Below are 22,010 nucleotides of genomic sequence, written 5' to 3'. Positions count from 1 at the left end.
CAGAGCAGAAAGATACCCACCACACTGTTTCCAACAGTGTTTAATTACAACACCAACAAGCCCCTAAGTTACAACTACAAACATCTAACAACCTCGCACCTACATCAAACCCAATGTTCTGGCCCTGGCCACCGCATGCGTTCTACGCATCACCCCCAATTTTATATAGATCCTTCGGACATGAGTTTTAACGGTATGCAATGAAAGGAAAAGTTTTTCTGCGATTTGTTGATTGGAATCACCTGCCGCAATCAACACCAAGACTTGTAACTCTCGCTGACTCAGTGAACTTTCAGCTTCAGATTCGGCTACAACTTGTGGCTTTTCCTCCAGCACATTTGTCCGATCAAATATGTTCGGCGAGCGCAGGGTGACCTGGCGTATCAGCAATTGCGCCTCCGAGCGCCGGACGATCTTCAACGCGCACTCCACATGCTCAACCACCCGTAACGACTCGCTGTGCAGCAATGCCACTTCGGCGAGGGCAAAATGCAACTCCGCCTCAAGTGTCTGCGCCCCGCACTTGCGGGCTTTATCCAGCAACACCTGAAGTTGCTCCGGGAGATCACTACCGCGCTGCAAAGATGCCGTGGCCAATATCAGCAAATACTGGATACGCGCAATCAGTTGAACCGTCGCCGGAGGTGCCTGCAACGCGTTCGGCGGTTGATAGTGGCGCAGCACCCGGCTCAACGCCTCATGTGCCAACTGCGCCCGCCCCTGCTGCAGCCAGATCTGGCTACTGACCTGTAACAACACACCACGGTAAACCGTGTCTGGAATCCTGCGCTGCTGCATCAACCGCTCAGCCTCGTGCAAGCGCTCGAATGCTTGCGTGTATTCACAGTGGTTGGCCGCTATCTGCGCCAGCCCCAGATAGCCGAACAACACCCGTTTATCGTGACTGCGCAGACAATCCTCCAGGCCACGTTTGAACAGAACCGCGGCTTGCTCCTCCAGCCCCATGACCAACGCCAATCGACCACGACGCAGGGCGATACGACCGAGCAGCGGCGATGGCCGCTCAGCGCGCTGGCCAATTAACTGCTCAATGCTCAGTAGCAGGTTGTCAGCGCGGGCTGGAGCACCACGCTGCTCAAGCAACTGCGCGTGATCAAGTTCCAGCAAGCCTTCAAACAGCAAGGAGCCTTGTGCCCGCGCCAGACACAACGCTTCGCGACTGATGGCGTGCGCTTGTTCGAGTTCATCACAGAGCAAGGCTTGTTGAGTCAGCCCTGACAGGCACAGCAGCCTTGTGGCCCAGGCATCGCCATCGAGCGCTTCCAGAGCTTGCTGAAAAAGTTCGCGCGCAGGCGTCATACGCCCCTGCAAATGCATCAGCCAGCCTTGTTGTGCTTGCCAGCCTGCAATCAGTTGTCGTTCCAGTGCCGCCGAAGGTTGCGGCATGAACCTCGCCAAGTGCGCGATGCACTGCGTGGCCTGTTCAAAACGGCCGGCAAACAGAAGAGCTGCGGTAATCAGACCAACCAACTGCGGTGATCCCAAGGTCACTCCTTCCCCCTGAGATTCATGCAGGCGCAACAACAGCACCACCGTTTGCTCTTCAAAAAGATGCTCGAAGTTGAAGTGCTGCAACAGACTCACTGCCGTTTCGAATTCCTCGGCAAGCAACGCCTGCTCGAAAGCCGAGCGCCAGTCCCCGGCAGCGGCGAACCATTGGCATGCCCGACGATGCCATGAGCGGGCCGCAGGCCAACGCTCATCGCGCATCACTTGAGCCAAAGGTGCAAAGATCTGCAACCACTGGGACGAGTCATTCCATGGTTCGATGAAACAACCCAGCGTTTGCAGGGTGCGCAGGTAGTCCGCGCCTTCTCCGGCACCGAACAAGTGCTCACACAACTCAGCATTGAAGCGCGGCAGATTCGCCAGTACCCGCCAGACCTCGGCCAACTCCGGCGTCAGACCGCTGAACAGTTCGTGCTGCAGATAATCCAGCAGCGTTTCCACCCGTTGCTGCGGCTGAAGGGTCTGCGACCAGTCGCATTTTTGCAGCAGCGCCATGCGCACCCCGGCGCACCAGCCACCGGTTCGATGAACAATCCGCGCGGCCACACTGGCAGCCTGCTCCGCGGACAGGTGTTTTAACGCCTGGGCGATTTCTTCCGGGGTCAGCGCCAGCGTCGCGCTTTCGCATTCAAACAATTCGTCGTCCAGCAGCAACCGTGGCCAATTGCACTGGGGGCGTCGACGCGTGCCGATCCACCAGATCAATGCCGGGCTGCTGCGCGCCAGCAAGCGGTCCAACAATACATCGAGAGCCGGGTCGGGGAGCCGACAATAGTCGTCGATAAACAGCCAGGTGGGCGCTGACCAGCGTGCCAGTGCCGCCGCCAATTGCGCCTCATCCATTGCTGCCAGCCCCAATGCCAGACTCAGCCGCCGACAGAACTCCTCCGTACTCAACGACACGCCCATCAGTGGCAGCCAGTGCACTACACAGTGTGCCGGTGCCTGTGACAGGCATTCGGAGAGCAACGCGCTTTTGCCACTGCCGGGCGGCGCGCAAATCAGCCTGATCCGCGCCACCGATGTCAGTAGCGGCTCACTCAGTCGAGGCCGAAGTTGATGATGGGAAGATAGTCTGGGCAAGAATCCGGGGCGATCCAGACAGGCAGTCATAGCGGTCATCGGGTGAGCCTTTTTATCGTTGTGCCCTCACCCTAGCCCTCTCCCCTGCACTTGTTGACGAGTATTCAGCGCGCTGATTGGTGTCCATAAAAAAGGCGACCGAGCGGTCGCCTTTTGCCTCGCCTGTGTATCACAACCGTTACCGCACGCCCTCTGCGCGCAAGGCCGCTGGCGTGTAGTCGGCAGCCTTGGCTTCGAAGCCGAACTCGAAACTGTGCTTCTCTTCGTTCTTCATTCCCAGGGCAATGTAGCGACCGGCAATGATGTCGTAGAGCGCTTCCAGTGTGTAGGCCTGCGCCTGGTGATCGTAGTAGTACTGAGCGTGACCTTCGGCGACACGCCACAGTTGCCCGCGACCGTCGTAGTGGTCCGCCAGCGCCACTTGCCAGCTGTCTTCATCGATGTACATGTGACGCTTGGCATAGATGTGCCGCTCGCTCGGCTTGACCGTGCCGATCACTTCCCAGACGCGGTGCAGTTCGTAGCGGGTCAGGTCCTGATTGATATGCCCGGCCTTGACGATGTCGTCGTACTTGAGCTTCGGCGAATCGAGTTTGTAGCTGTTGTACGGGATGTACATTTCCTTTTTGCCGACCAGTTTCCAGTCGTAGCGATCCGGAGCGCCGGAGAACATGTCGAAGTTGTCCGACGTGCGCAGGCCATCGGCGGCGGTGCCCGGGCCGTCATAGGCCACTTGCGGCGCCCGACGCACGCGGCGCTGGCCGGCATTGTAGATCCACGCCAGACGCGGTTCCTTCACCTGATCGAGGGTTTCGTGGACCAGCAGCACGTTACCGGCCAGACGTGCAGGCGCCGTTACCGACTGTTTGAAGAAAGTCAGCACGTTGGCGGCTTTTTCCGGATCGAGATCCTTCATCAGTTGCGGCACGGCGATCTCTTCTTCGAAGCGGATCGGCGTGTAGCTGCCGTTGGTCTGCGGGGTCACCTGGGTGATGATGCGCCGCAGGTTACCGCCGTGATACCGGGTGATGTGGTTCCACAACACCTCCACGCCAGTCTTCGGAATCGGGAAGGCGTAGTAGCGGTTGCCAGTGAAATTGGCCAGGCCATTACCATCGTTAATGCTGGTGACATTGAGCGCGCTGCGTTTGGCCGACTCATAGATTTCCGCTGGTACGGCGACCGTGCGATGGGTCGGATAGACCGGGATCTTGTAGGTTTCCGGGTAGCGTTTGAACATCGCCACCTGCCCGTCCGAGAGCTTGTCCTTGTACTTGTCGACGTTGGCTGCAGTGATGGTGAACAGCGGTTTTTCATTGGCAAACGGGTCGGCGAGGAAGCCTTTGCTGTCCACCGCCCCGGCGTTTTTCGGGATGCCGCCGGTCCATGCCGGTATCGAACCGTCAGCATTGCCGGCCTTCTCGGCGCCGAGCGGCGTCAGGCTGGTGCCGAGTTTATTGGCCTCCTCCGGCGACACCGCAGCCATCACGTTGGCCGCCAGCAGACTCAGGGCCAGCACACCACATTGCAGAATCATTTTGCGCATTGCATTCATCCTTCTCGGGCAGATCAGAAGTTCACGCCGAAGCTCAGGGCGACGAAGTCACGGTCTTCGAGGACGTTGTAGTCGCCACCGAAAAAGTCGGTGTAACTGAGGCTTGCGGTGTAGGTGTTGCGGTAGTCGGCATCGACGCCGACGCTGATCGCTTTCGCACCTTCGTTGAACAGGCCGTTGGGGCCATAACCGGCGACGTCATGCGACCACGACAGGTTGGGTTTGAAGTTGACCCCGCCGATCACGTTGGCGTAATCGAGGATCGCCCGGGCACGGTAGCCCCATGAGGTCGAGGTGACGAAACCGTCGGTATCACCACCGAAACCGTATTGGCCGTATACCGAGTCGCGGCCATAACGCAGATCGCTGCGCGACTCCAGGCCACCGACATGCACCACCGCAGCTTCGCCTACCACGGTCAGGCGTTCCGCGCCTAACACCTGATCGAAAAAGTGCGTGAGGGTGCTCTGGATTTGCGTGACTTCTTTGCGCCGATAGCCCTTGTTGTCGGCTCCCGCAGTGGTGGCGATCGGCGAAGCAGCGCCACCGGCAATCGGATTGAGCAGCGCTAGCGTCAGGTCATTGGTGTTGACCTGTACCGGCGCATTCGGGCGGTAGCTGATTTCGCCAGTCCATGCCGTGCCGGTCGGCAATGTGGTGGAGAAACTCGCGCCGTAGAGGCGAATGTCTTCCGGGTACTCAAGGTAGTAACCACCGCGCCCGAGCATCACGCTCTGCGCCAGGCCGGAACCGCTGCCGGGAGCCAGGCCATTGGCGATCCCGACCATGCCCGGCAATGCCGCCAGCGTCGACAGGCCAGCCGTGGTAGTGCCAACCGTTGGCGTACGGCTGTGGTAGTTCATGAAGTACAGGCCATATTCGGTGTCATCACCGAGCCAGCGCAACGCCGTTCCCCATTGCCCGGAATCCCGCGCATCGCGGTCGCCGCCACGGGGGATCACCACGCCTTCGCGAGTCACCTGAATGCCTTGGCCAAAAGCCTGGGTCAGCGGCACAAACGGTGCGATTGCCGGGTTGCCAACGGTGTAGCCGTTGTTGCAACCGTCCGCCGCCACATCGACACCGAAGAAGGTGCCGCAGTTGTCGAGAACGGTCTGATCCCACTCCAGTTGATAGAACCCTTCGACGGTCAGTTGATCGGTCAGGCCTTGCGAGCCAAACAGCATGTTGACCGGAATCAGGCCTTCCTTGATCTCCGCTCCGGGGCGACGAAACGCCGAAACGTCGATCGGGTTGATGCTGTTGATCGAGTTGCCGATGAAGGTACTTTCGCCCCAGCTCACCACCTGCTTGCCCGCGCGCACGGTGCCCGGCAGATCGGCGATGGAATAGTTGTGATAGACGAATGCATCAAGGATCTGCGCGCCGGAAGATTTCGCACCTTCTTTGCGTCCGCTGTCGCTGATCGGCTTGAACTCGCGGTCTTCGTCCTTCAGCTCGAAGTCATACCAGTACTTGCCACGCACGAAGACACCGGTGTCGCCGTACTTGAGTTCAAGATCGTGAATACCTTTGAAGATCTTCGAGAAGGTCTCACCCTTCTTGAAATTCAAACGCCCGTCATCACCGGTCGAGGATTGCCCGGTCCCGCCATTGACCGTGCCGACCAGCGACTTGTCGGCATCGCGCATGCCCCAGCTCGCACCGATCGACAGCGAAGAGTCGAAGGTGCCCTCGATCTCGCCAATGTTGAACGCAACCGCGTGCGCCTGGGCGCAGCACCCCAAAGCCACCGCGGCGGCCAGCGCCTGCGGTGTGAAGATGGCGCGCATTGTTGTTTTTGTCATGCGTCTTCCCCGGTGAGTGACAGAAGGCCCCACCCTACTGCCGGGTGACCGGGTCGATAAGCGCACCAAGGAGGTATTCGTGTTGTCGCTCGAAAGGATGAATGGCCTTGAACGACGGGGCTTTGCGCCGTTCATGGATCGGCTGGATGGAAGAACATCAGTGCCGCGCATGGTGCACATCCGCACATGGGACTGTTACGTGCCCCGCAACAGTGCATGTCCGGAATCGGTATTTTTCCTACGTGTTCAACACCTTATTCTGAACGCGCTTTCACGGCACACGCCGCAAAGCACGAAGCACTGGCCTTTGAGCGACTCAGGCCATTGCTGACAGATTTCAGATGAATCGAAGACTTCGGTTTATCGCCCCGGTGTTCACTGACGTTGATTTGTAGCTCCTTGATCCAACGTCTTACCTTGGCCGCTGCGTTTGCAGCGGCCTTTTTTATGGGCGCCGTTTTACTCACATCACCTGCATCAGCGGGAAGATCCCCCCATTGCTGTAGGAAATATCCTTTTGGTCTTTTAATGCCAAGCTATCAAACCGCTTTCCACATTATTCATACAACCAGGCAGGTCATTACTGACGATTGATGCAGATATTTCCGTTCGAAAGCTGATGTAGGTTAATTGCTCCGCAAACCGAAAAATTCGCAGTGAGTAAAACGAATGTTGGAGCAAAGTTTTGTTGAGGGCGCCGAAACAAAAATTGAAGGAAAAGGGTCTGCAGCCAACCTCATCATGATCAAGCGTCTTGACGCCATACTGGAGCGCAAGCTCGAGATAACCGATACCGATCGACGGTTCTATGCCTATTCACTTCGAATGATGGAGCGATTCAGAGCGATGGGATTCGCCGACGACTACATTCCCAAAAGTAATCCGTCCCTTTGGAATAACCTCCATACGGCCACACTTGAAGACTTCAAACTGAGCGACGATGAGTCATTACGCTATACGGAAGAGGCCATCGACGCGGCGAAAAAACAAGAGTTGGAAGCATTTGAATGCGTCAGCAGATCCAAGAGTTCGACTGCCAAACTCGAACAAGCTGTCAGGCAAGAAAATCTCAGAGATTTGTTATCAGTTTTGGCTATCGGTTTGGCATTTCCCTCCATCGACACACTGTTCGGACGTTATCGTTTTGAAGTTATCGCGCGCGGTGAATTGTGGAGAACATACGAGGAATTATTTCGTGAGGGTGTACTGGCTGAGGGTAATGCGGCTGTTGCCATTCCGGGTCCAAACTGGGAAATCCCGGAATTCATGATTGATAAGCGGTACGAGGAGTAATAGAAGGAGCCTCGCCGCATCCAGAACGCAGCGAGGCTCAAACGTTTCTTAAAGCGAATACTTCTGCAAATTCGCCATCATTTCCTTCAACGCCTCAATATTGTCCTTCGGATGCGCCGCCCCTTCGAAATCACAGATCTGCTGCCAGTGCGCCGCGACATCTTCCGGCGAGAAGCCCACCCGCGGATCAAACCCGGCACCGAGGCTGCGCTCCCAACGCACCTTGCCCATCCAGCCGCCACCGACTTCGAACAGCCCTGACGTTTCCTGGCATTGCTCACTGGCCAGATACACCACCAACGGGCTGACCAGTTCTGGCTTCAATTGCTCGAATACTTGCGGCGGGATCAAGCCTTCGGTCATGCGGGTGCCGCCGGTAGGCGCGATCGCGTTGACGAGGATGTTGTTCTTGCGACCTTCGATGGCCAGCGTACGGGTCAAACCGTAAAGACCCAGTTTGGCCATGCCGTAGTTGGACTGGCCGAAGTTGCCGTAGATGCCTGAGGTCGAGGCGGTGAAGATTACCCGGCCGTAGTTTTGCTCGCGCAGGTGTGGCCACGCGGCGCGGGTGACTTTGTAGGCGCCTTCGACATGGACGCGGTAAACCAGATCCCAGTCGGCGTCGTCCATTTTGTGGAAGGTCTTGTCGCGCAGGATCCCGGCGTTGTTGACCACGACGTCGACGCGACCGAAGACATCAAGGGCGTTTTGCACCAGTTTGTCGCCGTCGGTGACCGAGTCGTGGTTGGCTTCGGCAATGCCGCCGGCCTCGCGGATTTCGGCGACGACGCGGTCGGCAGCGGAGGCGTTGGCGCCTTCGCCCTGGGTCGAGCCGCCGAGGTCGTTGACCAGCACTTTGGCGCCCTGCCTGGCGAACAACAATGCGTGGGCGCGTCCGAGGCCACCACCGGCTCCGGTGACGATGACAACTTTATCTTCGAAACGCACAGACTCATTCATCGCAGCAACTCCAGCAGGCCAGTATTGAGTCCGAGTGTCAGGCACAGGGCTTTGGGTCACAACGAATACGGCTGAGGCTGAATGGTGTGCGATAAGGTTAGGGGATGATGAAGGCGTCAAAAGATCAAAAGATCGCAGCCTGCGGCAGCGCCTACATTGAATTTGTGTAGGCGCTGCCGCAGGCTGCGATCTTTTGATCTTTCAGGAGCAGGCGACTTTGCGCGGTGGCAGCACAAAACGATCGCGAAACTCCAGATAATGCTTGAGCACCTGCACCGGCGCCTCGGTCTGTGGATAGTGGCCGATGCCTGGCAGCAACACCGTGTCGGCGTCGGGGATCAATTCACGGTAACGCTCGACCATGTGCGCCCCGGAAATCGGATCGACTTCGCCATCAATCACCCGTAACGGAATCTCGCCACGCTGCATCGCGCTCACCCAACGATCACGCTGCACTCGACGCTCGGGAATGTAGCTGATCAATTTGTGCATGATCCGTGGCCCGCGATTGCTGTCGACCAGGCTCCAGAAGTCGTCCAGTTCGCTTTCGCTCGGCCGGGTTTGCGGACCGAAGATCTGCCGGAAGCTTTTCACCAGAGCATCACGGGTAAACGCCCGACCGATCATCCAGCCCAACGGGCTGAGCAGCAGTTTCTGCATCAGCACCGGACGATGGGTTTCCGGAAACAACCCGCCGTTGAGGAACACACAACTGGCGATCTCGATCTTGTCTTCGTAGTGCCTGGCGAGCAGTTCCTGGGCAACGCTGTCGCCGTAGTCGTGAGCAAGCAAGTGAACCGGTTGCCCGACCTGCAGATGCGCGAGCAATGCCTGCTGCAGGTCAGCCTGCTCCAAAAGGCTGTAGGTGTGATTGAGCGGTTTGGCCGAATCGCCAAAGCCGAGCATGTCGCAGGCAATCACCCGATATCGCTGGGCCAGCGGCTGCCACAGATAATGCCAATCCCAACTGGCGGTCGGAAAACCGTGGATCAGCAGCAGCGGCTCACCCTGCCCGGCCGTCCAGTAGCGAATCGGCTGGCCACGAAAGACAAACGTCTGGCTGCGTTTACGCCAGACACACAGAGGAATCTCGGCAAGAGGCATTAGAGTTTATATCCGGGGTCTTGTTTATCGAGTTTGCGCAGCAACGCTGGCCAGGCCAGCGCGCCACCCATGCCTTGAGCACTTTTGGTGACACCGGCGATCATCGCTTTGGCGCCTGCCAGGATTTGCGGTTCGATGGCAATGAGTTCAGCGCCACCGGTTTGCGCCATGACCTGAATGTCGCAGGCGCGCTGGAAGGTAAACATCATCAGAAAAGTGTCGGCGATGGTGCCGCCACAGGTCAGCAGACCGTGGTTGTGCAGCATCAGGAAATTGTTCTCGCCAAGATCGGCTTGCAGGCGCGCTTTCTCTTCATGGTTCAGCGCCACGCCTTCGTAAGCGTGATAAGCCAGGCTCGAAAGCACGAACAGCGACTGCTGGCTGATCGGCAACACACCCTGCTTTTGCGCCGACACCGCGACACCGGAGGCGGTGTGGGTATGCAGCACGCAAACCACATCGTGCCGCACTTCGTGCACGGCGCTGTGGATGGTGTAGCCGGCGGGGTTGATTTCGTAAGGGCTGTCCATGAGTTTGTTGCCGGCCTGATCGACTTTCACCAGGCTCGACGCAGTGATCTCATGAAACATCAGACCAAACGGGTTGATCAGGAAATCTTCGGTGCCAGGCACCTTGGCGGAAATATGGGTGAAGATCAGATCGTCCCAGCCATGCAGCGCGACCAGACGATAACAAGCGGCGAGATCGACACGGGTCTGCCACTCTGCGGCACTGACCTGGTCTTTGACATTAAGGGACGATTGGACGGGGGCTACGCTCACTGTATGCACCTCTGCGTTCTTATTGTTCTGCACGTACGAGCAGTCTAGTCAGGCGCAGAGCATTGCGTAGTTGCATTGCCAGCCAGCTTGATGACTGAGCGGGTCAGCCAGGCAAACTCCTTGGATCCATGTCAAAGCCACGACGCCAACAAAGGCGCGGCAAACAGATTGAGCAACCCGGTCAAGACCATCACCAGCCCGGCGACAGAGCCTTCTTCGCCGCCCACTTCATGGGCCCGACTGACACCGGCACCATGCGCGCCAACCCCGAAAAGCGCACCGCGCGCCAGAGCACTGCGCAACGGCAACCACTTCAACAACACGCCACCGAGCATCGCCCCGAACACTCCGGTGAACATCACGAATACCGCGGTCAACTCCGGCACGCCGCCGAGGTCCTGCGCCAGCGGCATGGCGAACGGTGTGGTGATCGAACGCGGCACCAGTGACAGCGTCACCGAGCTGTCGAGCGCCAGCGCCCTGGCCAGCCCGAATGAAGTGCCGATCGACGCCGCACTGCCGGCAACCATGCCCAACAACAGCGCCGACCAGTGCCGCATCAACAAACGGCGTTGCTGCCAGATCGGCACGGCAAAAGCCACGGTGACGGGACCGAGCACCAGCATCAGCCAGTGGGTGTTGCTGGAATATTCGGCATAGGCAGTGTGCAGGGGCACGGCGAGCGCCAGCAGCAACGCCGGCACCAGAATCAGTGGTGACAAGACGTAGCGCCCGGTGCGCCGATACAACCAGCGGCTGAACAGATACGCCAACAGGGTGAAGGCCAGCCAGAACATCGGCATCCATTCAAGCTTCATGGGAACGCCTCATGCGCACGGCAAGTTCTACGGTGAAAGCCGTCACCAGCATGACCATCAATGTACTGGCGGCGATCACCAACAGGATTCGCCAGCCGTCATTGCGCAACAGTGCGCCATAGTCGAGCAGGCTCATCAGCGCAGGAATGAAGAACAACAACATCTCGGCCATCAGCAACCCTGCGCCCAATTGCAGGGCGGCGGGTTTTATCCAGCCAAAGGCAAAGGCCAGCAGCAACAGCGCCATACCGATCACACCACCAGGAATCGGCCACGCCAGCCAGACCGCGAGTTGGCAGCCGAGCAAGTAGAGGCCGAGCAATACAGCGAGTTCAGCGAGAAGACGAGACAGATGTTTGAGCGGGACGGCGTTCATGATTTTGCTCCAGACAGGCGCTTATTTTACGAAGCGCCCTGCCATCCCCGAAGCGAATTGTTAGACTCAATACCATTCCAAAATGGAATCGGACAATGGAATTCAAACAACTGCGCAGCTTTGTCGAAGTGATGCATCAAGGCGGTTTTACCCAAGCCGCAAAAACCCTGCACATCAGCCAGTCAGCGGTGAGCAAACAGATCGCGCAACTTGAGCAGAGTCTCGGCACGCCTTTGCTGGAGCGGCTGGGTTCGCAATTGCGCCTGACGGCCGCTGGCAGCGTGGTGCTGCAACGGGCCGAAGGCATGCTGCGCTTGCGCAACGAACTGCTCGCGGAACTGGACGACCTGAGTCATTTGGCACGCGGAGAGTTGCGTCTCGGTCTGCCGCTGCTGGGCAGTGACGCGCTGTTCGCTGGGCTGTTTGCCGAATACCGGCGACGCTACCCGAATATCAGCATTCAGTTGCTCGAGGGCGGTAGCCGCAATATCGAGCAGGCTGTGCTGAGCGGTGAACTGGAATTGGGCGGCAGTCTGTTGCCCAAGGATCCGCAATTCGACTGTCAGCCGTTTTGCGATGAGCAACTCGACGCCCTGCTACCGGTGGATCATCCACTGGCCGATCGAGGTGAAATCGGTCTGGAGGAATTGGCCGAGACGCCCTTTCTGCTCTATCAGCGCAGCTTCGTGCTCAACGACCGCTTGCTGCAGGCGTGCCAGCAACTGGGCTTTACGCCGAAGGAAGGCGGGCGCAGCGGTCAGGCGGATTTCCTTGCGGCGCTGGTGGCCGCCGGGCAAGGCGTGGTGCTGTTGCCCAGCGTGGTTGCACGCGGTCTGGTGCGGCCAGGCGTGGTGCGCCTGACCTTACGCGCGCCGGATTATCTGCGTTGGGATATCGCGTTTATCTGGCGGCGCGGCGCGTATCTGTCAAAAGCGGCGCAGGCATGGCTGGCGCTGTTGCGCGAGCGTGGAATCAGCCCTTGAGCGTGTCGATCAACTGCGCCAGCCAAGGCTCGGCGTCGGTTTCCGGGGTGACGCTTTCGCTGGCGTCGATGCGCAGCATCTCTTGCACTTCGCGCACACCCAGCTCGCCGAACAGTTCACGCATTTGCTCGCCACCGCCGCAGAAAGTGTCGCCGTAACTGGCGTCGCCCAAGGCAATCACTGCGCCCGGCAAACCGAGCAGTGCGGCGGGCAACTGGTCGCGAATCGCTGAGTACAGCGGTTGCAGGTTGTCGGGCAATTCGCCCATGCCGGTGGTCGAGGTCACCGCAAGCAATGCTTCAGGGCCGAACGCCTGGATGTCGGCCAGGCTGGCGCGCGAGTTGTGGAAGGTTTCAAAGCCAGCGGCTTTCAACAGGTTCTCGGCGTGACGGGCGACTTCTTCGGCGGTGCCGTAGACCGAACCGGAGAGGATGGCGACTTTCATCAATCTGATCCTGAAACTGAAAAAAAAGAGCCGCGATAGTAACAGTCTCAAGCGCAAAGCTGCGACTGGATCTCAATTGGCGGTAATGGCCAGTAGACAGGCCGTGCGGTTCTTCTAGAATGCCTGCCACTGACAACTCTGAAAGGATTCAAAGATGATCAACGCCAGCCTGCTGCAAATGGTGATCAATGCGTCGAATGACGGGATAGTGGTCGCGGAGAAAGAAGGTGAACAGAACGATATCCTGATCTATGTGAACCCGGCCTTTGAACGACTGACCGGCTACACGAGTGAGGAAATCCTCTATCAGGACTGCCGCTTTCTGCAGTCTGGAGACCGCGATCAGGACAGCCTGAAACTGATTCGCGAGACGCTGGATAACGGCGGCTCGTGCCGGGAAATCCTGCGTAACTATCGCAAGGACGGTACGCCGTTCTGGAATGAACTGTCGATTTCGACGGTGAAAAATGTCGAAGACGGGCAGACGTATTTCGTTGGCGTGCAGAAGGACGTCACCGTTCAGGTCAAGGCACAACAGCGCGTGATTCAACTGGAAGCTGAGGTCGTTGCCCTCAAAGCAGAACTGGCTGCATTGAAAGCGACAAACGGTCAAAACAAAATCGCGAACTAAGTGTCATTAACTACAATCACCAATGACTTTGTAACTATATCTTTCGAGTTAGCCATGCAGCGCGACGCCCTCCTCACTCAGGATGAGCTGGATTTCATCCAGACCATGCAGCACAACCCGCAACTGAACGTGCGGGATGCGACGTCGAGTCTGCTGGTTAACGGCGGTTCGCAAATCCGTGATTTGCTCACGCGCCTGGCCGCTCACGAGCAAGTGACCATTCAGGCCAACTTCGAAAATCAGCAGATGACCTTCCCGTTGCATCTGGTCGAAGACGAGTTTCACGCGTTGCACCTGCGTCTCGGCGTACCGAGTATTTACGAAGATGGCCCGATGGTGCGGCCATGGCGTTTGACTCTCGAAGAGCCGGTAGCTCTGGAAAACGCCAAAGGTCAGCCGGGCACGTTGTGGGTCCACGAGGTTTCGCACAAAGGTGTGCTGCTGGAAGTGCGCAACAAGACCAAACCGCCCAAGCATTTCGCGCTGTGGTTCAGCCCTTCGGGTTACGAGCGGATTTCATTGCGCGGCAATTTCGAACGGGAAACCGAGAGCGGTTTCTACGCCTACGAACTGAGCCAGACCGACACCGATGAAACCGAGCGTCTGCGCCAGTTCATCCTGCAGCAACATCGTCTGACGCACCCTGCCCTTCACACTTGAGTTTCAGGTATCCAGATTGCCGGCCAGAAACTGCAGCATGCGCTGACGCATGTTCGCGCCTTCATTGCCCAGGCAAGCAACAGAGGATCCGGCCAGGCTGTCCTGTGCCAGATCTGAAGCGTCGCCCGCCAGCATCAACTGACAATCGAGACTCAATGCCAAGCGGTTCAGACGCCGAGGCAATTCGGCGCTGGGCGCGTGATTGGAAAACAGCACGAGTGCATCAGGTTTGATCTTTTCGCAGACCAACGTCAGTTCATCGAACGGCTGACCTGTGGTCAGCACACGAACACCGGAATTGCTGTCGCTGAGAAACAGCGCCGCCACCAACAACTCCAGCTCTCGACATTGCCCGGCCAGCGCGCTGACGATCACTCGGCGCGGTTGCGTACCACGCAGCATGACGATCCGCTGCAATACCCGCGCCCGCAGGAATCCATCGAAGAACAGCCACTCGCTGGTTTGCCCGAAAGCCTCCTGGCGCTGCAACAATTGCAGCCACAAAGGCATGAGGATGTCCTGAAACACCACCGGCAATGAGTATGAAGAGAAAATCTGCCCATAGACGCGGTCCAGTTGCTGGTCGTCGAACGCACTGACCGCCTGCTGGATCTGCTCCTGCCATTGCAGGTAATCCGCCTGCACCAAGTCATCCGGGATGATGTGCGCCAATACTTTCATCGGTTCGGTCTTGGCGAGGATCTTGCCGACCTTGCTCACGGCGACACCGCGATCAATCCAGTCGACGATGCTGCGCACGCGCTCGATATCGGTCATCGAATAGAGCCGATGCCCACTTTCGGTGCGCGTGGGCTGAATCAGACCATAGCGCCGCTCCCACGCGCGCAAGGTCACCGGGTTTACACCTGTCAGGCGGGCGACCTCACGGATAGGGAACAGATCCTCGCGCTCGAGCGCAGAAGATGTCTGCGAAGCAGGCTTTGCGTCCGTGATGACAGGCATAGGGTGTTCAACTTCCATGTCGGAGAGATTTGGATCCCATTCTAACGCTTATGCCCCGATTGCGATCAAGTGCAGAAATGCGACGAAAGTCGCTGGTTTAATCGGGAAAAACCGGAATAATCCTTGCTTGTTGAAAAACGCAGGCCTCTACCCCGGTCCTGCGTCAGGCGAAACTCCTACCCGGAGCAACGCAAATGAAATACGGAGATACATAATGTCTACTTCCCCTGTCACGCTGATGGTTGCCCGTCGCGTCGCTGATGGCCGTTATCAGGACTTGATCGCCTGGCTGCGCGAAGGCGAACAACTGGCCACTGATTTCCCCGGCTACCTGGGCTCTGGCGTGCTCGCTCCGCCGCCCGGCGATAACGAATTCCAGATCATCTTCCGCTTTGTCGATGAGCAGACGTTGCATGCATGGGAACATTCGGTTTCACGTACCGCGTGGCTGAGCCGTGGCAGCGACCTGTTTGCCCACCCGAAAGAACATCGAGTCAGTGGCATCGAAGGCTGGTTCGGCGCTGCCGGGCAACGTCCTCCACGGTGGAAACAGGCCGTCGCGATCTGGCTGGCGTTCTTTCCGGTGTCACTGCTGTTCAACTTTGTCCTCGGCCCGTTGCTCGCAGAACTGAGCCTGTTGCCGCGTATGTTGATCAGCACGGCGTGCCTGACGCCGTTGATGGTTTACTTCTTTATTCCATTGTCGACCCGATTGCTGGCGAACTGGCTGAACAGTACGCCGGTACGACTGCCTGTTTCGGCGACACCTCAGAAACATTAAAGATCGCAGCCTCGTTGCACTCGACAGCTCCTGCAGGACTGAACACAGACCAGGGTAGGTGCTGTCGCAGGCTGCGATCTTTTCAGGCTCGTCGCTGTTATAGTTTTTGCTCCAACCGCGATGCGAGCCGTTCATGCCTGATTCCTCAGCCCCGATCCTCATCACCGGTGCCGGCCAGCGTGTCGGCCTGCATTGTGCGCAGCGGCTGCTCGAGGATGGCTATCGCGTCATCTTCACTTACCGCAGCGAACGCCCCGGCGTGCAAACGCTGCGCGATCTGGGCGCCCTCGGCCTGTTCGCCGACTTTTCCAGCGAAGCCGCGATTTTCGCTTTCATCGCCGAACTGAAAACCCACACCGACAGCTTGCGCGCCATCGTGCACAACGCCTCCGAGTGGCTGGCCGAAACCCCGGGCAGCGAAGCCGAAGCCTTCACGCGCATGTTCAATCTGCACATGCTCGCACCGTACCTGATCAACCTGCACTGCGGTGAACTGCTTAAGCACTCTACGCCCGCCGACATCATTCATATCAGCGACGATGTCACCCGCAAGGGCAGCAGCAAGCACATTGGCTATTGCGCCAGCAAAGCCGGGCTCGACAGCCTGACCCTGTCCTTCGCCGCCCGCTATGCGCCGACCATCAAGGTCAACGGCATCGCCCCGGCCCTGCTATTGTTCAATCCCGACGACGACGCGGCGTACCGCGCCAAGGCACTGGCCAAGTCCGCGCTGGGCATCGAACCCGGCAGCGAAGTGATCTACCAGAGCCTGCGCTATCTGCTCGACAACCCTTATGTCACCGGTACGACCCTGACCGTCAACGGCGGAAGGCACGTCAAATAACACCTGCCTGCGAGGCTGCCCATGACCCGCTCACTGCCCGAGAATTACCGCGAAATCCTCATTGGCCTCGGTGAAGATCCCGACCGCGAAGGACTGCAAGACACCCCGGTGCGCGCGGCCAAGGCCATGCAATACCTGTGTCACGGTTACGAGCAAAGCGTCGATGAGATCGTCAACGGCGCGCTGTTTGCCTCGGACAGTGACGAGATGATCATCGTCGCCGACATCGAGTTGTACTCTTTGTGCGAACATCACCTGCTGCCCTTCATCGGCAAGGCCCATGTGGCTTATATTCCGACGGGCAAGGTGCTGGGTCTGTCGAAAATCGCGCGACTGGTGGACATGTTCGCCCGGCGCCTGCAGATTCAGGAAAACCTCACCCGGCAAATTGCCGATGCGGTGCAACAGGTCACCGATGCCGCCGGCGTCGCGGTCGTCATTGAAGCCAGACACATGTGCATGATGATGCGCGGTGTCGAGAAACAGAATTCGACCATGAACACCTCGGTCATGCTCGGCGCGTTCCGCGAGTCGAGCAACACTCGCCAGGAGTTCCTGCAATTGATTGGACGGAGCAAGTAAATGCCACAACTTCAGCCGGGAATGGCGCGCATCCGGGTCAAGGATCTGCGCTTGCGCACCTTTATCGGGATCAACGAGGACGAAATCCTCAACAAGCAGGATGTGCTGATCAACCTGACCATTCTGTATGCCGCGCAGGAGGCGGTGCGTGACAATGATATCGACCACGCGCTGAATTACCGCACGATCACCAAAGCGATCATCGCCCACGTCGAGGGCAACCGCTTTGCGCTGCTCGAACGCCTGACTCAGGAATTGCTCGATCTGGTGATGAGCAACGGTTCAGTGCTGTATGCCGAAGTTGAAGTCGACAAGCCGCACGCGCTGCGTTTTGCCGAGTCGGTATCGATCACGCTCGCGGCTAGCCGCTGAGCTTCAAGCTTCGAGCTGCAAGCGGTAAGCTAACGACCGACCCCGATTTAACCTTGCAGCTTGAAGCTTGCCGCTTGAAGCTGTCTCGCAGAGACTCCCATGAACGAGCAACAACGCCTCGAACTCGAAGCCGCCGCCTTCCGCCGGCTGGTCGCCCACCTGGACAGCCGCAAGGACGTGCAGAACATCGACCTGATGAACCTTGCCGGGTTCTGCCGCAACTGCCTGTCGAAGTGGTACAAGGCCGAAGCCGACGAACGCCAGATCGAGGTCAGCCTCGACGACGCCCGCGAAGTGGTTTACGGCATGCCGTACGCCGAGTGGAAAGCCCAATTTCAGCAAGAAGCCAATGCCGAGCAACAAGCCGCGTTCGCCAAAGGAAAAACCCATGAGTGATCTGAACACCCTGCGCGCCAGCCTCAAGACCGGCGAACACGCTTTCGCCGACACACTGGCCTTCATCGCCGCCGGTTACGACTATCAGCCGCAGGCGTTCAACAACGGTGGCGTGGAAAACGCCGCCGGGCAGAACGAAGGTTCTTGCAAGACCCTGGGTCTGGCACTGCTGGAAGGCCTGAGCGATGAAGAAGCGCTGCTGGCGTTCGGCGAGCATTACCGCTCGGTAGTGGCGACGCCTGAGGGCAGTGATCACGGCAATATCCGTGCGTTGATCCAGCACGGTCTGGCCGGCGTCAAATTCACCGCTCAACCCCTGACCCGCCGCTGATTCCTCTATCCACACAAAATCCCTGTGGGAGCGAGCCTGCTCGCGAATACGGACTGACATTCAACATTGATGTCGACGGATACACCGCATTCGCGAGCAGGCTCGCTCCCACATTTGATCTGTGGTGACTGTGATTCTCGGGCACAAAAAAACCGGCCAATCTGGCCGGTTTTTTTATGTCTGCGATTTAGAACGAAGCGTTCTGCAGACCGTCCAGGTAACGCTCGGTGTCCAGTGCGGCCATGCAGCCGGCGCCGGCCGAGGTGATTGCCTGACGGTAAACGTGGTCAGCCACGTCACCGGCGGCGAAGATGCCTTCGACGCTGGTCGCCGTAGCATTGCCTTCACGGCCGCCGTGCACCACCAGATAACCGTCTTTGAGGGTCAACTGGCCTTCGAACAGCGAAGTGTTCGGGGTGTGACCGATGGCGATGAATACGCCGTCGACGGTGATTTCGTCGAAACTGCCATCGTTGTTCTTCAGGCGCGCACCGGTCACGCCCATGTTGTCGCCCAGCACTTCGTCGAGGTTGGCGTTCAACTTGAGGATGATCTTGCCTTCAGCGACGCGAGCGTTGAGCTTGTCGATCAGGATCTTCTCGGCGCGGAAGGTTTCGCGACGGTGGATCAGGGTCACGGTGCTGGCGATGTTGGCCAGGTACAGTGCTTCTTCAACAGCGGTGTTGCCGCCGCCGACCACTGCAACAGGCTTGTTGCGGTAGAAGAATCCGTCGCAGGTTGCGCAGGCGGAAACGCCTTTGCCCATGAACGCTTCTTCCGATGGCAGGCCCAGGTAACGCGCGCTGGCACCGGTGGCGATGATCAGGGCGTCGCAGGTGTAGGTCGCGCTGTCGCCGGTCAGGGTGTAAGGCTTGGCAGCAAAGTCCACGGCGTTGATGTGATCGAAAACGATCTCGGTTTCAAAACGCTCGGCGTGCTCGCGCATCCGCTCCATCAGGGCTGGACCCGTCAGGCCGTGAACGTCGCCCGGCCAGTTGTCGACTTCGGTGGTGGTGGTCAGTTGACCGCCAGCCTGCATGCCGGTGATCAGCAGTGGCTTGAGGTTGGCGCGAGCCGCGTATACCGCAGCGCTGTAACCGGCAGGGCCGGAACCGAGAATAATCACTCGCGAATGACGGACTTCAGACATGACCTGCTCCTGTTGACCGGGCCGAAAAACTGGCACGGATCGCCGGACTGCCGGCGGGAATAAAAAAGGACCGTGGAAAACCTAGGGGAAGGCTTGAGCTCGACAGTCCTGTAAAAAGTTGGGTGCAGCGTATCGAGGGGGGCAAGATTAAGGAAATACGGTTTAACAATCCAGCTCATAGGTGGTCTCTATGCCGACACACTGACGAGATGGACGTCTTTGTTACAGTGAATGTCGATCGCTCTACCGCGCTTTCGCCGTCGTTGCAAAGTCGGTAAGGTCGGCGCGTTTTCCCTTGCTCGGAGCACCTTATGCCCGCCCCTGTTCTGTCCGGCCCGCAATACCTGCGCGAAGGCCTCAAACTGGTTCTCAGCCCCGGCCTGCGCCTGTTCGTGTTGTTGCCGCTGGCGATCAACCTGGTGCTGTTCGTCGGATTGATTTATCTGGCCGGCCACCAGTTCAGTCTATGGGTCGATACGCTGATGCCATCGCTGCCCGAATGGCTGAGCTTCCTCAGTTACATCCTCTGGCCACTGTTTGTAGTGCTAGTGGCGCTGATGGTGTTCTTCACTTTCACCATGCTGGCCAACGTGATCGCCGCACCGTTCAACGGCTTCCTTGCCGAGAAAGTCGAAGTGGTGGTACGCGGCACTGATGACTTCCCGGCGTTCAGCTGGGGCGAACTGATCGCGATGGTCCCGCGCACCTTCGCCCGGGAAATGCGCAAACTCGGCTACTTCCTGCCACGGGCGATCGGACTGTTCATTCTCTCGTTCATCCCGGTGGTGAATATCATTGCTGCACCGCTGTGGCTGTTGTTCGGCGTGTGGATGATGGCGATCCAGTACATCGACTACCCGGCGGACAACCACAAACTGGGCTGGAACGAAATGCTTGCCTGGTTGCGGCAAAAGCGCTGGCAGAGCATGAGCTTTGGCGGGATCGTCTATCTGGTGCTGCTGATCCCGGTGGTCAACATCCTGATGATGCCGGCGGCTGTGGCAGGGGCGACGTTGTTCTGGGTGCGTGAGCGCGGTGCCGAGAATCTTGTGGCTCAACGCTAGGCCGGCAACAAACAGCCCGTCACAAATCCATCATCCGAACGTCACAAGCACGACATGGCCTCAGTCGATACTCGGGTCATGACGACAGCTCTACATATCACTCTGATCAGCGAAACCTTTCCACCGGAAATCAACGGCGTGGCCAATACCCTTGGCCGCTTGTGCGATGGACTGCGCGCGCGTGGGCATCAGGTTGAACTGGTGCGGCCGCGTCAGGCCGGTGATCCGCAGCGCAGTGAAGATGACGCGCTGCTACTGTGTCGGGGCTGGCCGTTGCCGGGATATCCGGGGCTGCAATGGGGTCAGTCGTCGATGCACAAACTGCTGCGGCGCTGGAAGCGCCAGCGTCCCGACGTGTTGTACATCGCCACGGAAGGCCCGCTCGGGTTGTCGGCACTGCGTGCGGCGCGCCGTTTGGGGATATCGGTGGTCAGCGGTTTTCACACCAATTTTCAGCAATACACCAGCCAATACGGGCTCGGTCTGCTGACGCGGATGCTCACGCATTATCTGCGCTGGTTTCACAATCGCTCGGCCATGACGCTGGTGCCAAGCGTCAGCCAGCGCCTGGAACTGGAACGGCGGCATTTCGAGCGCTTGGCACTGTTATCGCGTGGTGTCGACAGCCAGTTGTTTCATCCGAGCAAACGGCTGAACGCCTTGCGTGAGCAATGGGGCCTGTCCGAGCAGGACATTGCGGTGATTCACGTAGGACGACTCGCGCCGGAGAAGAACCTTGGCCTGCTCAAACGTTGCTTCGAAAACCTGCGCGACACTTATCCACAGCGCAATCTGAAACTGATCGTCGTCGGCGACGGGCCGCAGCGGCTAGCGCTGGAAAAGGATGTGCCCGAGGCGATTTTCTGCGGCGCGCAGCGCGGTGAAGCGTTGTCGGCGCACTATGCGTCCGGCGATATATTTCTGTTTCCAAGCCTGACCGAAACCTTCGGTAATGTGGTGCTGGAGGCGCTGGCATCCGGGCTGGGTGTGGTGGCCTACGATCAGGCTGCGGCGGCGCAGCATATTCGCCATGGCTACAACGGCGTGCTGGCGATGCCTGGTGATGAGCAAGCCTTTTGCGAGGCGGCGGCGTGGTTGCTGGAAGAGGATGAAACGTTGCGCTGCGTGCGCCTGAATGCGCGGCAGCATGCGAGTCGCCAGGGCTGGCCGGCGGTTATCGAGCAGTTTGAAAAGCATTTGCGCGGGGCTTGTGTGGGGGAGCAAGTGGTGCCGAATGCGCAGACATTGCCCTGATTCTCTGCTGACGTTAGAACCGCCTTCGCGAGCAAGCTCGCTTGTATGGTAGGACTTGAAGGGAGGAGGAGGGACAAGGCTCGATTCTGACTGTTGACGCAGTACAGACCGTGGGAGATTTCGCCCCTCCTCCTTTCACCCAAGCGCCGATAAAGAATGCATCTGGCTAGACCGACGATAGGAACAAGCCTGCGCCTCTGGGTGAGCCCTTCAAGTGCTCAAACCTTATCCCGGAGGAAATCCTG

The 22,010-nt window shown here is 58.5% G+C and carries 23 protein-coding genes; 12 read left to right on the top strand and 11 right to left on the bottom strand.

What is annotated here, in order from left to right; all coding sequences use genetic code 11:
* Nucleotides 1-99: 99 nt before the first annotated feature.
* The 3 genes from HU754_RS05995 to HU754_RS05985 all read right to left on the bottom strand — a co-directional run bounded on the left by HU754_RS05995 (nucleotide 100) and on the right by HU754_RS05985 (nucleotide 5,976).
* Nucleotides 100-2,652, bottom strand: a complete 2,553-nt coding sequence (locus tag HU754_RS05995) for a LuxR C-terminal-related transcriptional regulator (RefSeq protein ID WP_186625417.1) — start codon at nucleotides 2,650-2,652, stop codon at nucleotides 100-102.
* 139 nt (nucleotides 2,653-2,791) lie between these two features.
* Nucleotides 2,792-4,159: a DUF1329 domain-containing protein gene (locus HU754_RS05990; RefSeq protein WP_186625409.1), complete on the bottom strand. Its 1,368-nt coding sequence runs from the start codon at nucleotides 4,157-4,159 to the stop codon at nucleotides 2,792-2,794.
* A 23-nt stretch (nucleotides 4,160-4,182) separates the two neighbouring features.
* Nucleotides 4,183-5,976 (bottom strand): DUF1302 domain-containing protein, encoded by a 1,794-nt coding sequence (locus tag HU754_RS05985; RefSeq protein ID WP_186625407.1) that lies wholly within the window; start codon nucleotides 5,974-5,976, stop codon nucleotides 4,183-4,185.
* A gap of 669 nt (nucleotides 5,977-6,645) precedes the next feature.
* Here HU754_RS05985 and HU754_RS29365 point away from each other — a divergent pair.
* Nucleotides 6,646-7,269, top strand: coding sequence for a hypothetical protein (locus HU754_RS29365; protein WP_225919964.1), 624 nt, complete (start codon nucleotides 6,646-6,648; stop codon nucleotides 7,267-7,269).
* Between the two features lie 48 nt (nucleotides 7,270-7,317).
* Here HU754_RS29365 and HU754_RS05975 read toward each other — a convergent pair whose 3' ends face one another.
* From HU754_RS05975 to HU754_RS05955, 5 genes are all read right to left on the bottom strand, one after another.
* Nucleotides 7,318-8,229: an SDR family oxidoreductase gene (locus HU754_RS05975; RefSeq protein WP_186625405.1), complete on the bottom strand. Its 912-nt coding sequence runs from the start codon at nucleotides 8,227-8,229 to the stop codon at nucleotides 7,318-7,320.
* A 201-nt stretch (nucleotides 8,230-8,430) separates the two neighbouring features.
* Nucleotides 8,431-9,333, bottom strand: a complete 903-nt coding sequence (locus tag HU754_RS05970; protein ID WP_099758022.1) for an alpha/beta fold hydrolase — start codon at nucleotides 9,331-9,333, stop codon at nucleotides 8,431-8,433.
* Nucleotides 9,333-10,115 (bottom strand): class II aldolase/adducin family protein, encoded by a 783-nt coding sequence (locus HU754_RS05965; RefSeq protein WP_077571168.1) that lies wholly within the window; start codon nucleotides 10,113-10,115, stop codon nucleotides 9,333-9,335. The genes HU754_RS05970 and HU754_RS05965 overlap by 1 nt, the downstream gene beginning before the upstream one ends.
* Nucleotides 10,116-10,246: 131 nt before the next feature.
* Nucleotides 10,247-10,933 (bottom strand): LrgB family protein, encoded by a 687-nt coding sequence (locus HU754_RS05960; RefSeq protein WP_093436067.1) that lies wholly within the window; start codon nucleotides 10,931-10,933, stop codon nucleotides 10,247-10,249.
* Entirely contained in the window at nucleotides 10,923-11,309 is a 387-nt protein-coding gene (locus HU754_RS05955) for a CidA/LrgA family protein (RefSeq protein WP_095049777.1), read from the bottom strand. The genes HU754_RS05960 and HU754_RS05955 overlap by 11 nt, the downstream gene beginning before the upstream one ends.
* A gap of 95 nt (nucleotides 11,310-11,404) precedes the next feature.
* On the opposite strand from HU754_RS05955, the gene HU754_RS05950 reads away from it, so the two are divergent.
* Complete coding sequence (locus HU754_RS05950; RefSeq protein ID WP_186625403.1) at nucleotides 11,405-12,292, top strand: LysR family transcriptional regulator; 888 nt, start codon at nucleotides 11,405-11,407, stop codon at nucleotides 12,290-12,292.
* Here HU754_RS05950 and HU754_RS05945 read toward each other — a convergent pair.
* Nucleotides 12,282-12,737, bottom strand: a complete 456-nt coding sequence (locus HU754_RS05945) for a flavodoxin (protein ID WP_095049775.1) — start codon at nucleotides 12,735-12,737, stop codon at nucleotides 12,282-12,284. The genes HU754_RS05950 and HU754_RS05945 overlap by 11 nt on opposite strands.
* A gap of 154 nt (nucleotides 12,738-12,891) precedes the next feature.
* Between HU754_RS05945 and HU754_RS05940 the strand changes: the two genes are divergently transcribed.
* Nucleotides 12,892-13,368, top strand: a complete 477-nt coding sequence (locus tag HU754_RS05940; RefSeq protein ID WP_095049774.1) for a PAS domain-containing protein — start codon at nucleotides 12,892-12,894, stop codon at nucleotides 13,366-13,368.
* Between the two features lie 54 nt (nucleotides 13,369-13,422).
* Nucleotides 13,423-14,028 carry a hypothetical protein gene (locus HU754_RS05935; RefSeq protein ID WP_016987019.1) on the top strand — a complete coding sequence of 202 codons (606 nt, stop codon included), beginning with the start codon at nucleotides 13,423-13,425 and terminating at the stop codon, nucleotides 14,026-14,028.
* Nucleotides 14,029-14,031: 3 nt separating this feature from the next.
* On the opposite strand, the gene HU754_RS05930 is transcribed toward HU754_RS05935, so the two are convergent.
* Nucleotides 14,032-14,991, bottom strand: a complete 960-nt coding sequence (locus HU754_RS05930; RefSeq protein WP_186625401.1) for a MerR family transcriptional regulator — start codon at nucleotides 14,989-14,991, stop codon at nucleotides 14,032-14,034.
* A gap of 214 nt (nucleotides 14,992-15,205) precedes the next feature.
* On the opposite strand from HU754_RS05930, the gene HU754_RS05925 reads away from it, so the two are divergent.
* The 6 genes from HU754_RS05925 (at nucleotide 15,206) to HU754_RS05900 (ending at nucleotide 18,297) form a co-directional block, all read left to right on the top strand.
* Entirely contained in the window at nucleotides 15,206-15,772 is a 567-nt protein-coding gene (locus HU754_RS05925; protein WP_093436046.1) for a putative antibiotic biosynthesis monooxygenase, read from the top strand.
* 133 nt (nucleotides 15,773-15,905) lie between these two features.
* Nucleotides 15,906-16,616, top strand: a complete 711-nt coding sequence (gene folM, locus HU754_RS05920) for a dihydromonapterin reductase (protein WP_186625399.1) — start codon at nucleotides 15,906-15,908, stop codon at nucleotides 16,614-16,616.
* A 21-nt stretch (nucleotides 16,617-16,637) separates the two neighbouring features.
* Complete coding sequence (folE, locus tag HU754_RS05915; RefSeq protein WP_093436038.1) at nucleotides 16,638-17,198, top strand: GTP cyclohydrolase I FolE; 561 nt, start codon at nucleotides 16,638-16,640, stop codon at nucleotides 17,196-17,198.
* Complete coding sequence (gene folX, locus HU754_RS05910; RefSeq protein WP_007914273.1) at nucleotides 17,199-17,570, top strand: dihydroneopterin triphosphate 2'-epimerase; 372 nt, start codon at nucleotides 17,199-17,201, stop codon at nucleotides 17,568-17,570.
* A gap of 99 nt (nucleotides 17,571-17,669) precedes the next feature.
* Complete coding sequence (locus HU754_RS05905) at nucleotides 17,670-17,966, top strand: DUF1244 domain-containing protein (protein WP_034154503.1); 297 nt, start codon at nucleotides 17,670-17,672, stop codon at nucleotides 17,964-17,966.
* Entirely contained in the window at nucleotides 17,959-18,297 is a 339-nt protein-coding gene (locus tag HU754_RS05900) for a HopJ type III effector protein (protein WP_186625397.1), read from the top strand. Before HU754_RS05905 ends, HU754_RS05900 begins: the two co-directional genes overlap by 8 nt.
* Nucleotides 18,298-18,484: 187 nt before the next feature.
* Here HU754_RS05900 and trxB read toward each other — a convergent pair whose 3' ends face one another.
* Nucleotides 18,485-19,447 carry a thioredoxin-disulfide reductase gene (gene trxB / locus HU754_RS05895; RefSeq protein ID WP_007912350.1) on the bottom strand — a complete coding sequence of 321 codons (963 nt, stop codon included), beginning with the start codon at nucleotides 19,445-19,447 and terminating at the stop codon, nucleotides 18,485-18,487.
* A gap of 311 nt (nucleotides 19,448-19,758) precedes the next feature.
* Here trxB and cysZ point away from each other — a divergent pair, with 311 nt between their 5' ends.
* Nucleotides 19,759-20,511: a sulfate transporter CysZ gene (gene cysZ / locus HU754_RS05890; RefSeq protein ID WP_186625395.1), complete on the top strand. Its 753-nt coding sequence runs from the start codon at nucleotides 19,759-19,761 to the stop codon at nucleotides 20,509-20,511.
* A 54-nt stretch (nucleotides 20,512-20,565) separates the two neighbouring features.
* Nucleotides 20,566-21,765: a glycosyltransferase family 4 protein gene (locus HU754_RS05885; RefSeq protein WP_186625394.1), complete on the top strand. Its 1,200-nt coding sequence runs from the start codon at nucleotides 20,566-20,568 to the stop codon at nucleotides 21,763-21,765.
* The last annotated feature ends 245 nt before the right edge of the window (nucleotides 21,766-22,010 follow it).

The organism is Pseudomonas zeae (assembly GCF_014268485.2).
Classification (GTDB): domain Bacteria; phylum Pseudomonadota; class Gammaproteobacteria; order Pseudomonadales; family Pseudomonadaceae; genus Aquipseudomonas; species Aquipseudomonas neuropathica.
This window is presented reverse-complemented; position numbering and strand designations above follow the sequence as displayed.